The organism is Nocardia sp. NPDC059195 (genome assembly GCF_042754695.1).
In the GTDB taxonomy this organism is placed as follows: Bacteria; Actinomycetota; Actinomycetes; order Mycobacteriales; family Mycobacteriaceae; genus Nocardia.
Genome location: NZ_JBHZBG010000039.1, coordinates 1 through 13,685 on the forward strand (window position 1 = coordinate 1; position 13,685 = coordinate 13,685).

The 13,685-nt window shown below is 65.9% G+C and carries 14 protein-coding genes; 6 read left to right on the forward strand and 8 right to left on the reverse strand.

Annotation, left to right across the window (positions count from 1 at the left end; all coding sequences use genetic code 11):
• Positions 1–95: 95 nt before the first annotated feature.
• Positions 96–317 (reverse strand): heavy-metal-associated domain-containing protein, encoded by a 222-nt coding sequence (locus ACFXKN_RS30820; RefSeq protein WP_378968915.1) that lies wholly within the window; start codon positions 315–317, stop codon positions 96–98.
• Between the two features lie 135 nt (positions 318–452).
• Between ACFXKN_RS30820 and ACFXKN_RS30825 the strand changes: the two genes are divergently transcribed.
• Positions 453–1,637: an NAD(P)/FAD-dependent oxidoreductase gene (locus tag ACFXKN_RS30825; RefSeq protein ID WP_378968922.1), complete on the forward strand. Its 1,185-nt coding sequence runs from the start codon at positions 453–455 to the stop codon at positions 1,635–1,637.
• A gap of 238 nt (positions 1,638–1,875) precedes the next feature.
• Entirely contained in the window at positions 1,876–2,820 is a 945-nt protein-coding gene (locus tag ACFXKN_RS30830) for a M56 family metallopeptidase (protein WP_378968931.1), read from the forward strand.
• Here ACFXKN_RS30830 and ACFXKN_RS30835 read toward each other — a convergent pair.
• The 3 genes from ACFXKN_RS30835 to ACFXKN_RS30845 all read right to left on the reverse strand — a co-directional run bounded on the left by ACFXKN_RS30835 (position 2,817) and on the right by ACFXKN_RS30845 (position 5,752).
• The gene (locus tag ACFXKN_RS30835; protein ID WP_379434345.1) at positions 2,817–4,121 is read right to left on the reverse strand and encodes an MFS transporter; all 1,305 of its coding nucleotides are present in this window, start codon (positions 4,119–4,121) and stop codon (positions 2,817–2,819) included. The two genes, ACFXKN_RS30830 and ACFXKN_RS30835, sit on opposite strands and share 4 nt — an antisense overlap.
• The gene (locus ACFXKN_RS30840) at positions 4,118–5,263 is read right to left on the reverse strand and encodes a PLP-dependent cysteine synthase family protein (protein ID WP_378968945.1); all 1,146 of its coding nucleotides are present in this window, start codon (positions 5,261–5,263) and stop codon (positions 4,118–4,120) included. The genes ACFXKN_RS30835 and ACFXKN_RS30840 overlap by 4 nt, the downstream gene beginning before the upstream one ends.
• A gap of 81 nt (positions 5,264–5,344) precedes the next feature.
• A complete protein-coding gene (locus ACFXKN_RS30845) occupies positions 5,345–5,752 on the reverse strand; it encodes a hypothetical protein (RefSeq protein WP_379434347.1) in 408 nt (135 codons plus the stop codon).
• Positions 5,753–6,239: 487 nt separating this feature from the next.
• On the opposite strand from ACFXKN_RS30845, the gene ACFXKN_RS30850 reads away from it, so the two are divergent.
• Entirely contained in the window at positions 6,240–6,578 is a 339-nt protein-coding gene (locus tag ACFXKN_RS30850; protein ID WP_379434385.1) for a BlaI/MecI/CopY family transcriptional regulator, read from the forward strand.
• On the opposite strand, the gene ACFXKN_RS30855 is transcribed toward ACFXKN_RS30850, so the two are convergent.
• On the reverse strand, positions 6,528–6,869 hold the full coding sequence (locus ACFXKN_RS30855) for a hypothetical protein (RefSeq protein WP_379434349.1): 342 nt from the start codon (positions 6,867–6,869) through the stop codon (positions 6,528–6,530). The two genes, ACFXKN_RS30850 and ACFXKN_RS30855, sit on opposite strands and share 51 nt — an antisense overlap.
• Before the next feature lie 81 nt (positions 6,870–6,950).
• On the opposite strand from ACFXKN_RS30855, the gene ACFXKN_RS30860 reads away from it, so the two are divergent.
• The 3 genes from ACFXKN_RS30860 (at position 6,951) to ACFXKN_RS30870 (ending at position 10,291) form a co-directional block, all read left to right on the forward strand.
• Complete coding sequence (locus ACFXKN_RS30860; protein WP_378968959.1) at positions 6,951–7,883, forward strand: SMP-30/gluconolactonase/LRE family protein; 933 nt, start codon at positions 6,951–6,953, stop codon at positions 7,881–7,883.
• A gap of 211 nt (positions 7,884–8,094) precedes the next feature.
• Positions 8,095–9,552: a catalase gene (locus ACFXKN_RS30865; protein ID WP_379434351.1), complete on the forward strand. Its 1,458-nt coding sequence runs from the start codon at positions 8,095–8,097 to the stop codon at positions 9,550–9,552.
• 256 nt (positions 9,553–9,808) lie between these two features.
• Positions 9,809–10,291: a hypothetical protein gene (locus tag ACFXKN_RS30870; protein WP_379434353.1), complete on the forward strand. Its 483-nt coding sequence runs from the start codon at positions 9,809–9,811 to the stop codon at positions 10,289–10,291.
• Between the two features lie 56 nt (positions 10,292–10,347).
• On the opposite strand, the gene ACFXKN_RS30875 is transcribed toward ACFXKN_RS30870, so the two are convergent.
• The 3 genes from ACFXKN_RS30875 to ACFXKN_RS30885 all read right to left on the reverse strand — a co-directional run bounded on the left by ACFXKN_RS30875 (position 10,348) and on the right by ACFXKN_RS30885 (position 13,625).
• Positions 10,348–11,430, reverse strand: coding sequence for a class I SAM-dependent methyltransferase (locus ACFXKN_RS30875; RefSeq protein WP_379434355.1), 1,083 nt, complete (start codon positions 11,428–11,430; stop codon positions 10,348–10,350).
• 137 nt (positions 11,431–11,567) lie between these two features.
• Positions 11,568–12,347, reverse strand: a complete 780-nt coding sequence (locus tag ACFXKN_RS30880; protein ID WP_379434357.1) for a class I SAM-dependent methyltransferase — start codon at positions 12,345–12,347, stop codon at positions 11,568–11,570.
• Positions 12,348–13,625: a serine hydrolase domain-containing protein gene (locus tag ACFXKN_RS30885; protein ID WP_379434359.1), complete on the reverse strand. Its 1,278-nt coding sequence runs from the start codon at positions 13,623–13,625 to the stop codon at positions 12,348–12,350. It lies immediately after the preceding gene.
• Positions 13,626–13,685: the final 60 nt, after the last annotated feature.

Below are 13,685 nucleotides of genomic sequence, written 5' to 3' on the forward strand. Positions count from 1 at the left end.
TTCACCGCAGGCAGCCCCCAGGAAGCCCTTGACTGCGCCTGCGATCTCTACCTCGGACACTGACCCCCGAACGACTTACGGGCGTGACCACTTAGTCAGTTCTGGACGAGCTCGTAGCCGAGGTTTTCGACGGTGTCCTGGATCAGCGCGTCGTCGATCGGGCCGGCGCCGATGACGGTCATCCGGCCGGTGGCGAGTTCGATGTCCACGCCGTTGATGCCGGTGAGCTTGCCGATTTCGGACTTGACCTTGCCGACGCAGCTGCCGCACGACATGCCCGAAACGACGTAGGTGCTGGTGCTGTTGTTGGTGCTCATGACCGGGTTTCTCCTTGTTGTCTCAGGGGCTTTCCGAGAAACAGACGATACGACAACCGCGACGCGATGTAAACCCCTAGGGGGTATCCGTATTTAGATTTACCGGTACCCCCAATGGGTATGTATGGTGGCGGCATGACAAAGCTGAATCGGATCGTTGTCGTCGGAGCTTCGCTGGCTGGTCTGCGCGCGGTACAGGCGCTGCGCGCTGAGAACTTCGCCGGTGACATCACCTTGATCGGCGAGGAGAACCACGCCCCTTACAATCGGCCGCCGCTGTCGAAGAGCGTCCTGGACGGCGGCGACGACGACATCACCCTGCCCGGCGCGGAACAACTCGACAGTGACTGGCTGCGCGATAGGCGAGCCATTGGCCTGCGCGCCGACGAGCAAGTGGTCGTCCTCGACGACGGCTCCGAGGTCGCGTTCGATGGACTCGTCGTGGCAACCGGTGCGAGCCCGCGCCGCTTCAGCACGCATCCCGCAGGCGTGCACAGCCTTCGAACAGTCGACGACGCACTCGCCTTGCGCGCCGAGCTGGCGGCCGGGCCCGCTCATGTCACCGTGATCGGCGGCGGCTTCATCGGCAGCGAAGTGGCGTCCACCGCTCGGCGGCAGGGAATCCCGGTCACCCTGGTCGACGCCGGGGTCCACCCCATGGCCGCGACCTTGGGGATGACCGGCGCGCGGTGGCTGAGTGGGCACCATGCGCGACACGGCGTCGAACTCGCTTCCGGAGTCCGTGCGCTCGGCTTCGACGGTGAAAGTCGGGCTACCGCAGTGCTGTTGAGTGACGGTCGCAGAATTCCGACCGAGGTCGTCGTCGCGGGCACCGGTGTCGAACCGAATACCGGCTGGCTGCGCGCGAGTGGGCTGAAGCTCGACAGCGGAGTCGTGTGCACCGGTTCGCTGTTCGCCGAGGGCGGATCGTCGGTCGTCGCGGCCGGGGATGTCGCCCGGTGGGCGCACCCGCTCTACGACGGTGCGCTGGTTCGAGTCGAGCACTGGGCCAACGCCAACGAACAGGGAGCGCTCGCCGCACGCAACCTGCTGGCCGGTCCGGCCGAGGCCGCGACCTATGCCGCAGTGCCCTCGTTCGCGACTCATATCCACGGTGCCCGCATTCAGGTCGCGGGTCTACCCGCCCTCGCAGACGATGAACACGTGCTCGTCGACGAGTCGGCTGACGACCGACTCGTGGTCGCGTTCACCGCCCGCGACGTTCTCGTCGGTGCCGTCGCGGTGAACGCGCCGAAGGATCTGATCCGGCTGAAGCGAGCCATCGCCGCACGATCCACGAGCGTGGAGCTCCCAGCCTGATCGGTGACCGCGGGATCCGGCACCGACCTCGGTGGCAGGAGGGTGGGCGACGCCACGAGCCGTCGCCCACCAGGGGCGACCGCACAGCACAGCAAGATCTGCTCTCGGCGCGCGCCGATAGAATGTCGCCGAGCTGTAATCCCGCAGCCCCAACCGATCCGGATTCGGCAGAGGAGTCTCCCGTGCCCGCAGCCAAGGCGCCGATGATCGCGCAACTCGCGTCGGGAGCGGGTCGACAGTGAGCAGCGCGATCTGTCTGCTCGTCTACAGCCTGGGTGTCCTGGTCCTCGCACCACCGGTGCTGAGCGGTTCGACCGGTAGCGGACGCAATCCCCGTCTCGGACTGATCGCTTGGACCAGTGCGATCGGGTCGGTCCTGGTGTCATGGGTCGCCGCGGCCGCCTTCGTCATCGTCGATATCGGTCGGGACCTGCTGTCCGACGAGCATCTGAGTTTGAGCAGGTGCTTCACTCAGCTCCATGACGCGGCGATCGGTGTCCACGGCGCGGTGGTGCAGGTCGGATTGCTGATGTTGATCGGTTTCGGCGTCGTCGCCGTCGGCGTGCTCGCCTCGCGTCTGGGAACGGCGCTGGCGCGGGCCCGTTCGGCCACGCACAGCCACGCGAACGCGGCGAGGATCATCGGACGGCCGCACGCTCGCCACGACGCCGTCGTCATCGATCACCCCGAACCCGCGGCCTACTCGGTGGCCGGAAACCCGGACACCATCGTGCTCACGCAGGGCATCGTGGCAGCGCTCGACGACGAGCACCTCGAGGCCGTCATGGCCCACGAACGCGCGCATCTGACCGGTCGCCATTATGTTCTTCTCGCGGTGACCCGGGCGCTGGCCGCGGTGCTGCCGCGGATCGATCTGTTCGTGACCGGTGCCGCTCAGGTCGCCCGGCTGGTCGAGATGTCGGCAGACGACGCGGCCGCGTCGCTGCACGGACCGAAGATCGTCCGGGAGGCGTTGCTGGCGCTGGCCGGGACGCGCACCCCGAGCGCGTTCGGTGCGCCAGAGGTCGGGCTCGCCGACCGGGTGTTCCGGTTGTCGGCGCCCTATCCCGCCGCCCGCTCGATGTCGGTGACCGTCTCGGCACTGACCACCGCCGCGTTTTTCGCCGGTCCGATGCTCGCCATGTTCGCGGCGGCCGCGGGGCTCGGAGTATGCACGCTCTAGGTGCTTCGTGCTGGAGCCGTCCGCTCCTCGAGCCGGTGGCGGCCCGGTGGGAGTCGGTGTCGCCCGTCGCGGTGTGCCGCCGTGTCGTCGGCGCGTGCGAGGCGCAGGAGTGCGAAGGCGGAGATCGCACCGATCGCGGTCAGTCCTGCCCAGACCACCCAGTCGATTCCGGCCTCGCGGGCCGCGCCGACAATGGCCCCGGTGGCGAGGTTGCCGATGAGGATGCCGACGCCGACGACGGTGTTGTAGAACCCGTAGTGTGTGGCGACGAGTCGGTCCCCGGACAGCGAGACCACGGTGTCCATCTCGAACGGGAACACTGCGGCCGTGCCGATCGCCAGCAGTGTCGTGGTGATCAGCAAGGCGGCGACGGCGGCGATCGTCCCGAACCGAGCAGCGCCCGGTACCGCGATCAGCGGGACGAACGACACCGCGAGAACTGTCATGCCGGCGACGAGGCTGCGCCCTGGTCCCCACCGGGCCCGCAGCCAGGCGGTGATCCGGAGCTGGCCCGCGACCGCGACCACACCGGAGACGACGAACAACGCCGACACCAGCGCCTGAGATCGCGCGCCCGCGATGAACTCCGCTTGCAGGGGCAACGCCAGATAGACCTGGAAGGACAGGACGTAGGACCCGATCATGGCCACCGAGAACGCCAGGAAGCGGCGATTGGACACCACGGTGCGCCAGTCGTCGAGCACCGAGGTCTGCCCGGTCGAGGTGTCGGCTCGGCGGGCGGGGAGCGCGAACAGTTGGGCGACGGTCAACGCGGCGAACACGATCGCGGCCACGCCCGCGGTGACCCGGAAATCGACCGTCATCAAAGCCAGTCCCACCAGCGGGCCCGCCAGGATGCCCGCTTGGTAGAACATGTTGAACACGGCGAAGGCCTCGACCCGGCGTTCACCGGCGTCGGCGGCCAGATACGCGCGTACCGCGGGATTGAACAGCGCACCGGCGAAACCGGTTGCCGCCGAAGCGATCAGCACCCCCGGTAGCGAATTCGCGAACACCAGCAGCGCGAAGCCACCCGTGCGCAGCAGACATCCCGCGACGATGAGTGGCTTGTAGCCGAGCCGGTCGGCGAGTGTGCCGCCGATCAGGAACATGCCCTGCTGGGAGAAGTTGCGCACGCCCAACACCAGTCCGACCGCCCACGCGGCCAGCCCGAGCGGCCCGGCGAGGTAGCCCGCGAGATAGGGCATCAACATGTAGAAGCCGAGGTTGATGCCGAACTGGTTGACCATCAACAGCTGGGCCGGTCGATCGAAACCGGCGAACTTGGTGAAGACGCTCATGAAGCGAGCTCCCCGACCGCCCATGACAACGGTGACGGAACTTCCGCACATCGCGTCCAGTGCTGCACGACGCGGTCGCCTGGGTGCGCGATCGTATCGGGCTCGATCGGTGGCGTGGTGTCGAGCAGCCCGTGTTCGGCGCAGTAGGTGTCGTTGTAGATGGTGTCGAAGTAACGGTGTGGCCCGTCTGGGAAGACGGCGGCGATGCGGGTGCCCGCGGCGCCGACCCGGGCGACCCAACCCGCTACCAGGGCGACCGCGCCGACACTCCATCCGCCAGTGGCGTGGTGTGTCGATGCCAATGTTCTTGCAGCCCAGACAGCTTCGGCGGGAGCTACCCAGTGGACTTCGTCGAAGGCGGCGTAGTCGACGTTGGCGGGGAAGATGCTCGAACCGAGGCCGCGCATCAAACGTGGTCCGGCGGGCTGGCCGAAGATCGTCGAGGCGACAGTGTCGACGCCGACGAGCTTCATCGCCGGGTTGAAGCTGCGCAGCACGCGCGCGACGCCGGCGGAGTGGCCGCCGGTGCCGACCGCGCACACCAGCACATCGACGTCGCCGAGCTGTTCGATCAGTTCCAGTGCCAGCGATTCGTAGCCGTCGACATTGTCCGGGTTGCTGTACTGGTCAGGGCACCACGCGTCAGGTTCCATCGCCAGCAGCTGTGTCACGCGGTCGCGACGGGCCTGCTGCCAGCCTCCGGTCGGGTGCGGTTCGGACACGAGGTCGACCTGAGCGCCGTACGCCGCCAGCATCTTGGCCACGATCGGTTCCAGCCCGGGGTCGGTCACCACGGTCACCGGGTGCTGGTACACCAATCCGGCCAGGGCGAGACCGAGTCCGAGTGTGCCGCTGGTGGACTCGACGATGCGGGCACCCGGACACAGGTCCCCGCGCTCACGGGCGCGTCGCACCATGTGCAGCGCGGGCCGGTCCTTCATGCCGCCGGGGTTGAATCCCTCGAGCTTGGCCCAGAATCCGCGACCCGCGCCGGCGAGCGGCTCGCCGATCCACAGCACCGGCGTATTGCCGACCAGCCCACGTGGGGCGCGCGCGGCATCAGGCGCGCCGAGCGGGCGAGGGGAGTGGTCGGGCTTCTTGGTGAGCAGGACCTTGTTCACGGTGGTTGTCTCTTTCTGCATCAGCGGCCGCGATCGGCGGCGCGCCACGACGATGGACAGCGGTCCCCGGCCGACCCGGATGGTCGGCCTGGCGCTGACCGGTCAGCGTCGGGCGATGCAGTGCAGAGCGAGGATGGTGCGCCCGTAGGGCGAGCGCGGGCGTCCGGGCGGTCCACGGACTCCGACTCCGCCGGCGGGCGGTGTGGGTATCGCGGACGTCACCGCGGTGACCGCGGCGAGCAACAGTGCCGAGAGCGTGAGCGAGACGACGCCGGGTGGGATCGCCGCGGTCGTGCAGTGGGCGGTGTCTACATCGCAGTGCGCGGCCGTGATGGCATCGAGGATGTCGTGGCTGCCGGTTGTCGAATGCGATGCGGCCGTGGCGTGCTGACCGTCGGCGTGGGTGTGCTCGCGGACCAGTGAGCAATCGATTGCGGGGATCATGAGCAGCGCCGCCATCAGTAGCGCGGCCGGCCAGCCACTGTGTCGCAACCGAACGAAGAGTTTCACTGCGGCCCGATGGTAACGGCACCGTAACGGAACATGCCATCCCGGCACGCCAGTTACACGAAAAACTGTTGAAGTACGTACGGGTCTAGTTCGTTGATGGTCCAAGGCGGACGAATGCTGTGCCGCTGGTTCACGCATCATTCGTCCTCCTTATCAAATCTAGTGGGTACTAACAGGTTTCGGGATCTGCGACCTATGTAGGACCGGACTGGTTGACATCCGCTCCAGCCAATCTACTATCTCGGTACGTACATAGTATAAGCCGGGTGGTCAGGCGCACATGCCTGCAGCGGCAATCTCTCGGGGAACTGGGGCGAATCCGGGATGATCGCAGTCCTGTCCTACCTGGACTGATCCGCAGTCTGTCCGATTCGCCACCGGAGTGACATCCCCCAGACGGCTGATCTACGATGTCACTACGTAGGTTGAATTGTCTGGTGAGGAGGAAGTCGTGGCGCACAGGTTCGGCGACCTCGAAGCCGTCATCATGGATCGAGGCTGGGCCTCCGAGGAGGACTTCACCGTCCGGGACATCTACGAGAGCTTGCGGCTCGAACGCGAGATCGCCTACACCACCGTGATGTCGACGATGGACAACCTGCATCGAAAAGGCTGGCTCGATCGCAAACGTGACGGCAAGGCCTACCTGTACTGGCCGACACTGACCCGCGAGGAGTACAGCGCCCAACTCATGCGCCAAGCACTCGACGGAACCCGATCCGACCTCGTCCTGGCGCATTTCGTCGAACAGATCACCGACGACGAAACCGACGCCTTACGCGCTGTCCTGCGCCGCTTGCGGCCCAAGCGTTCGCGCGACGGCTGATCCCTTCGGCGCCTTCTTGCTGGTGAACAGGCCGACGCCGAAACCGAACACTGTGATTCCGAAGAAGCACAGCAGCAACCCGCTGATCTTCGCCTCGGTGTCGGTGTCCGGACTGCGCCCGGTGCGTGAAGACCCGGCGACCACGGCGGTCGGATCGACAATCGCCTGGATTCCGCCGACCAGCAGAACCATCGCGACAAGGATCAGGGCGATGCCACCGATCATGCGCTTGGCGGTACGGCGCGGCAGGACGAGGTCTTCGACAGGTTCAGAGGTGCCGGAGGCTGACATGGCACGTAACTTACGCGGTCGAGCAACCGCGGTGCGGGGTAGCGTCATAGCCTGAGGCTTCCGACGAACCAGGAAGATTCGATGAAGATCTCTAGCCCGATGTCTCGCGTGCTCGGCGCGCTGGCGGTCACCTCTGCGGCCATGGTACCCACCGCGAATTCTGCTGCTGCGCAGACAGATTCGTGTCCACGCTGGACTGCGCACACTGTGGCCTCCGACTACGGGGTCCTCGAGAACCTCGGCTTCGACGGGCGCGGAAACCTCCTGATGTCCCAAACGTCCGCCACCGGTACGGACGGTTCACTGCAGCGCCTGGCCGCCGACGGGACGAAATCCGTTGCGGCCGCCGGTATCGATGCCCCCGGAGGCATCCTCGTCGCGGGTGGCACCCTGTACTTCACCACAGGCAACAGCGCCGCGTCCGGGCTGACCGGCCGCGCGGACGGGGCCATCCGGGCGCTGGACCTCGACACCGGCGCGGTGACGACGATCGCCACCGGGTTGACCATGCCGAACGGCCTGGCGCAGTTGCCGAACGGAGATTTCGTGGTCAGCCGGGACGTCGGCACGGGCCCCATGACGCGCGTCTCAGCACACGGCGGCGCGGCGGCGTACGCGCCGTGGGTTACGTCCACCAACGGTCTCGCGTTCGATCCGGCGCGCGCTCGACTCGTGGTGTCGACAACGTTCGACCCGGCCACGGTGATCGCCGCCGTCGACTACGCCGAGCCTGCCGAAACGGGTCCGCGGGTGGTGATTCCGGGCTACGGGCCGTTGAACTCGGCCGACGATCTGACGGTCGGGCCCGACGGGAAGGCCTACGTTGCCCTGAATGCGGCGGGCCGGATCCAGCAGGTGGACCTCGATACCGGCCAGACCTGTTCGATCGCCGACGGCCTCCCGCTGTCATCGTCGGCACGATTCGGCGCCGGACCAGGCTGGGAAGCACAGTCGCTGTACGTGACGAGCTTTCTCGGCACGGTCACGAAACTGACACCGCCCACCGTCAGGTAGCGGTGCGACGGCATCATCGACTCGGGGTAGGGCGGTCGCTCGTCAGCTCGTTGGTGACGTCGGCCCGCACGTAGTGGTCGAACTCGAGCGGGACAACTGTATGTCGCTGGTGGACCTGATCCTAGGTTGCGTTCGTGTACGTTCTGAGTGAACCGGCAAACCGTGCGCTCCTCGTGACACACCCCTGACGACCCGCTCCAGGAGGTTCGAGATGACCAAGCCGACCACCACGAACACCGGAAACGCCGTCGAAAGCGATGACGAATCGCTCACCGCCGGTATCCAGGGACCAGTGCTGCTGCACGACCACTACCTGATCGAAAAGCTGGCCCAGTTCAACCGCGAACGGGTGCCGGAGCGCATCGTGCACGCCAAGGGCTCGGGCGCCTTCGGGCGCTTGGAGATCACCGGCGATGTCAGCCGCTACACCTTGGCCAAGCTGTTCCAGCCTGGCGCCCGCACCGAGTCGCTGGTCCGTTTCTCGACCGTGGCCGGTGAGCAGGGCAGCCCTGACACCTGGCGCGACCCGCGTGGATTCGCGATGAAGTTCTACACGGAGGACGGCGTCTACGACCTCGTCGGCAACAACACTCCGATCTTCTTCATCAAGGACGCGATCAAGTTCCCCGACTTCATCCGGTCGCAGAAACGCCTGCCCGGCAGCGGACTTCGCGACCACAACATGCAGTGGGACTTCTGGTCGCTGCGCCCCGAGACCGCACATCAGGTGACGTGGCTGATGGGCGACCGTGGCCTGCCGAAGACCTACCGGCACATGGATGGTTTCGGTTCACACACCTACCAGTGGATCAACGCCCAGGGCGAGCGGTTCTGGGTGAAGTACCACTTCAAGACCGACCAGGGCATCGAGTTCCTGACTCAGGCGCAGGCAGATACCCTCGCCGGTTCGGACCCCGATCACCACCGCAAAGACCTGTGGGAAGCGATCGAACGCGGCGAGTTCCCGAGCTGGACGGTGAAGGTTCAGATCATGCCGCTCGCCGATGCGCCGGACTACCGGTTCAATCCGTTCGATCTGACCAAAGTCTGGTCGCAGCAGGACTATCCGCTGATCGAGGTCGGCAAGTGGACGCTGGACCGCAACCCCGGCAACTTCTTCGTCGACATCGAGCAGGCCGCCTTCGAGCCCTCCAATATCGTCCCCGGCATCGGATTCTCACCGGACAAGATGCTGCTCGGTCGCGTTTTCGCCTACGCCGACGCGCACCGCTATCGCATCGGCACCAACTACGCGCAGCTGCCGCCGAACCGGAGCAGGGCCGCCGAGGTGAACTCCTACTCGAAGGAGGGCGCCATGCGTCACGAGTACAACCCCGCGGACGTCCCGGTCTACGCGCCGAATTCCTACGGCGGCCCGCACGCCGATCCGTCACAGGCCGGCGACGGCGGACTGTGGGAGTTCGACCCGACGATGGTGCGGGCCGGATACATCGAGCATGCCGAGGACGGCGACTTCACGCAGGCGGGCACGCTGGTCCGCGAGGTCCTCGACGACGCGGCCCGCGCACGACTGGTCGACAACATCGTCGGGCACGTACTCGATGGTGTCCGCGAGCCGGTGCTGAGTCGGGTTTTCGAGTACTGGCGCAATGTCGATGCCGAGTTGGGCAAGCGCGTCGAAGCGGGGGTTCGCGCCGCCGACACGTGATCATGGATCGGCTTCGGATTGAACGGCACTCTGGCAGAACGGAAGCGGCGCTCACGCCGATACCGGCGATCACGCACGTGGTCCGAAGAACTCGGGGCAGTCCCTACCTTCTCGCGCCTACCCTGAACCGGCCGAAACTGCCTGTCGGTGTCCAGGACCCGGGGTTGCGACGACATGCGGTCGGCGAGCGTGGGAGTGTGTGTCTGCGGAGCGTTGCGGCTCGGCGAGTCCTGACGTTTCGCTAGAATTGCTCATGATGCCGAGGCACGTCTTCTTCGAACTGGGAGCTGATCGTCGACGACAGGTTCACCTATCGCTGTGTGAGGACGCCTTGCCGACCTGGATCGGTTTCGCCCGGGGAAACCCTGCCCCGCTTCGCTACCGGGACTCGGTTGTCGGGATGTGGCACCACGTCGATGTCGAGCTTCCGGTCCATGCCCTTCGTGCGGCTCGGGCCGGTGTAGATCTCACGGATGTCAGCAGCCGCTACCTCGAGCCCATGGCCGCGCTGCAAGACGACGATGTGGCTTTTCCGGACCCGGTCGAGTTCGCCTACTACGCGATCTACAACTGTTTCCGCAAGTACGTTCACGGTGACGACATCCCGGATTGGCTGATCGTCAACCAAGCCTTGTCGGTGCACGGCCACAGCGAGGTAGTGCCGCGTTTGGCGCGCGCGATCGACGAAACTAGTTCAATCAGAAGCGGGGACGGCGAGAATTCGGGATCGAAGGGTTAGCGCCCCTCCGGGCGTCGTGGTCTCCTCACGGTTAGTCAACCGGGACCGTGTACCGGTCAGGGTCTGATTTCGAACACCTGGTTGAACGGTGTCTCGGCGACCTTGGCGAACCGGGTGAATCCGCCCTGTGTCACCACATCCCGGATTCGGGCGGGGCCGGCCTGGGTACCGAGCGCGAGCCCGACGTCCTGCGAGAGCGAGGCGGGAGTACACAACAGTGTCGAGAACCCGTAGTAGGCACGCCCGACCGGGTTGAGGTTGTCCTGGACGTGGTCACCGGCCATCGGCTCGACAACCATCCATGTGCCGGTGTCGGCAAGACTGCGACGTACGTGCTGCGCCGCGCCCACCGGGTCGCCCATGTCGTGCAACGCGTCGAACGTGGTGACCAGGTCGTAACCGTCCCCGGCGAACGAGTCGGCGGAGGCCACCTCGAACCGCACACGATCGCCGAGGCCCGCGGCCTGCGCTCGAGTGCGAGCCTCGGTGATGGAGTCGGCGTGGTAGTCGTAGCCGACGAACGACGCCGTCGGAAACGCCTGGGCCATCATGATTGTCGAGGCTCCGTAACCGCAGCCGATGTCGGCCACCCGCGTACCGGCCGTCTCGAGCTTGGGAACCACACCATCGAGCGCCGGTAGCCACTCGGCGACCAGATGTGCGTTGTAGCCCGGCCGGAAGAATCGCTCACAGCCCTCGTGCACGTCGTGATTGTGCTCGCCCCAGCCGAACCCTGCCCCCCTACGAGCCAGTTCGATGATCCTGGCGGAGTCCTGCATGGTGCCCAAAGCCAGCTGGAAGAACCCTGGCAGATACGCCGGGCTGGACTCGTCCGTGAACGCGACGATCTGCTCGGCGGGAAGCGTGTACTGCCCGGTGGCCGCGTCGTACTCGACGATCGCGCCCGCAGCCTGGGCGTTCAGCCACTCGCGCGCATACGGTTCGGTGGTGCCGGTGTCGTCGGCGAGTCGTTTGGGGGTCGTTGGCCCTGATGCTGCCATGGCTCGGTAATAGCCGAGCTTGTCGCCCATCACGACCAGAGCGGTGTTCAGAGTTGCCCCGATCTCGTCGACCGACCGGAAGACGAACGCCATCAGCTTGTCGATGTCGACCTCGGTGGGCTGTTTCAACTCAGTCATCGGGTTGGTCCTTTCGTCGGGTGGATCCGGGCCGGATCACCTACGAACCAATTTTCGGAGTGCATCCCGCGTGCAGATAGGCACCCTCGGTGGTGCAATCAGCCACCCCTCAGCAAATAGCGCGATAGGCGCCGGGTTCAAGCACCTTGCCCGCCGATCAGCTCGGCCCGCAGCTGCAGGAATCGGAATAGTCCTGGCCGGCCGACGACGGCTTCGTAGCGGTCGACGACCTCGTCCACGAAAACGGGGATGTCGGCGGCGGGCACCCTGGCTGTCCAGTCCGCGAACCCGACCGTGCACCATCGGGCGAAGGCCTCGCGTGAGCCGAAGTCCCATTCCCGGTCGGTCACCGAGTGCGCGATGACCGCGAGGTCGGCACTCGCCGCGATCGAGGGCAGCGCGCCGGGGTCGATATGCACGTAAGGGGGCGCGAACCCGGCGAACGCTGTCGACCAGCGCGCGTCGCCGGTAACCGCCATCGCGACGTTCTCGATGCTCGGGCGAGGCCCGCCGCAGACATATTGCACGAGCACCCGTCCGCTGGGTGCGAGTGCCGCGGCGATGTGCCGGTAGGCGGCGTCCTGGTCTAGCACCCAGTGCAGTGCGTTGAACGAGACAACGAGGTCGAAGGCGCGGGGGAAGGTCATGGTCGTGACATCGCCGACTCCGAAGTCGACATTCGTGAGCTGGTCGTCGGCCGTGCGTGCGGTCTCGATCATCCGCGGCGACGGGTCGATGCCGAGCACGGAACCAGCGGGCACCCGCGCCGCGATCAGGCGAGTCACATAGCCGTCGCCACAACCCACGTCGAGGACGTCCTCGGCACCAGCGAGCGAGACGGACTCCACAGCGTCCGTCGCCATCGCGCGCTGGAGTCCACTGATGTGGGCGTAGCCCGCGCCGTCCCAGTCAGCCATCTACGACCCGCCCTGCGACGGAATATCCTTCTTGACCGGCGGGGCCTCGTCCGGGGCGAGGTGCGCGCCGATCTTGCGGAACAGTGCGTCACCGCCGTTCGAGTAGCCGCCCGACGCGCTGAACGCTTGGGGCAGGTAGGTGACAGCGACCGCGATCGCGATCTTCTCCGACGGCAGATAGGCGTTGACCGCGGCACCGCCGTAGAACAGTGGGTTCTGGTAGGACCAGTCGCCGGTGAGCCACAGGCCGAGTCCATAGGTCTGGAAGTCGTCGAGCGCCCGGCAGTTGACGCAACCGGGGACTGCTGTCGTTTTCCCTCGCAGGTCCGTCGTCGTCATCGCCCGGTACGACTCCCCGGACAGCAATTCGCCGCTGCCGATGGCGACGGCACTTCGTTCCAGGTCGTAGATGTTGCTCGTCTGGATAGCACCGTGGCTGATCGTCCACGACGGATTCCAGTAGGTCGATTCCTCGTAGAACGGAACGTCGGGCGCTAATTCGAAGAACTCGCGGCGTTCCGAGGTGAAGGAGTGCAGGACGGGCTCGGGGATGTAGGGCGTGAGGTTCGGCTCGGTGTTCTTCAAGTCGAGCGGGCCGAGAACCTTCTCCTGCAGGGCATCCGCGAGCGACTTACCTGTGACCTTCGCCAGCACCAGGCCGAGGAGTACATAGTTGGTGTGCGCGTAGGCCCAGTTGGTTCCGGGCTCGAACCACAGGGGGTCGTCGATCGCGAGAGCGAGTTGTTCCTCGGTGGTCCACGCCTTGTACGGATCCGCGTAGGCGATCTCCGCGAATTTCGAGTTCCCGAGCACGAAATCGTGATAGCCCGAGGTCATCTGGGCCAGTTGGCGCAGATTCACCCGGTCCGCGTTGGGAATGGCGGGCAGGTATTTCGAGAGCTTGTCGTCGAGGCTCAGTTTCCGCTCGTCGGCCAGGATCAACAGCAAGGTCGAGACGTAGGAGATCGCGACGGCACCATTGCGGAAATGCATCGCGGTGGTGGCGGGCACACCCGTCATGGACTCGCCCCTGGCTGCGGTGACGATCTCTTTCCCGTCGACCGTCACGCGCACGATCACCGACTTCAGGTGAGCTTCCGCCATGTAGTCGTCGACGATCTTCATGATCGCTTCGGCCTGCACCGGGTCTTCACTCGTGAACGTAGAGGGCGCGTCCGAGGCCGATCGGGAATCCTGCGCAGTCTCGTTCGATGAACAGGCCGCCGCCAGCAGACCCAGTGTGCAGAAGAACACCAGAACGTTCCGAGAAACGGACATTGGTCACCTTCCTGGTTACCGTCCCCCGAAATATGGATCGACCGAATAGTCGATTCTATG